Raw genomic sequence first — 228 nt, 5'->3', positions numbered from 1 at the left:
GATACGAAAAACTCGATGCCAACGAGCTTAAGAAACTGTTCGCCCAAGGCGCCTTCGTCAATTCCGCAGGCGCTGCACTTGGGGCGGATTCGCCCTCGGAACTGATAAGGCAGGGGGTGTATTTCTACCGCCCTGTGGCAGACGAGGTCGCTACTCCAATCAAAATTCCAGTGCTAGCGCAAACCGAGAACTGGATAGCAGTGGATAAACCCGCAGGACTGGCAACCA

The 228-nt window shown here is 54.8% G+C and carries 1 pseudogene; it reads left to right on the top strand.

Annotation, left to right across the window (positions count from 1 at the left end):
* A pseudogene (locus QP363_RS13645) lies at nt 1–228 on the top strand (pseudouridine synthase); the annotation flags it as partial.

This window comes from Corynebacterium sp. UMB6689 (genome assembly GCF_030215295.1).
GTDB classification, from domain to species: Bacteria; Actinomycetota; Actinomycetes; order Mycobacteriales; family Mycobacteriaceae; genus Corynebacterium; species Corynebacterium aurimucosum.
The sequence above is the reverse complement of the archived record's forward strand: the minus strand, read 5'-3'. Positions and strand labels throughout refer to the sequence as shown.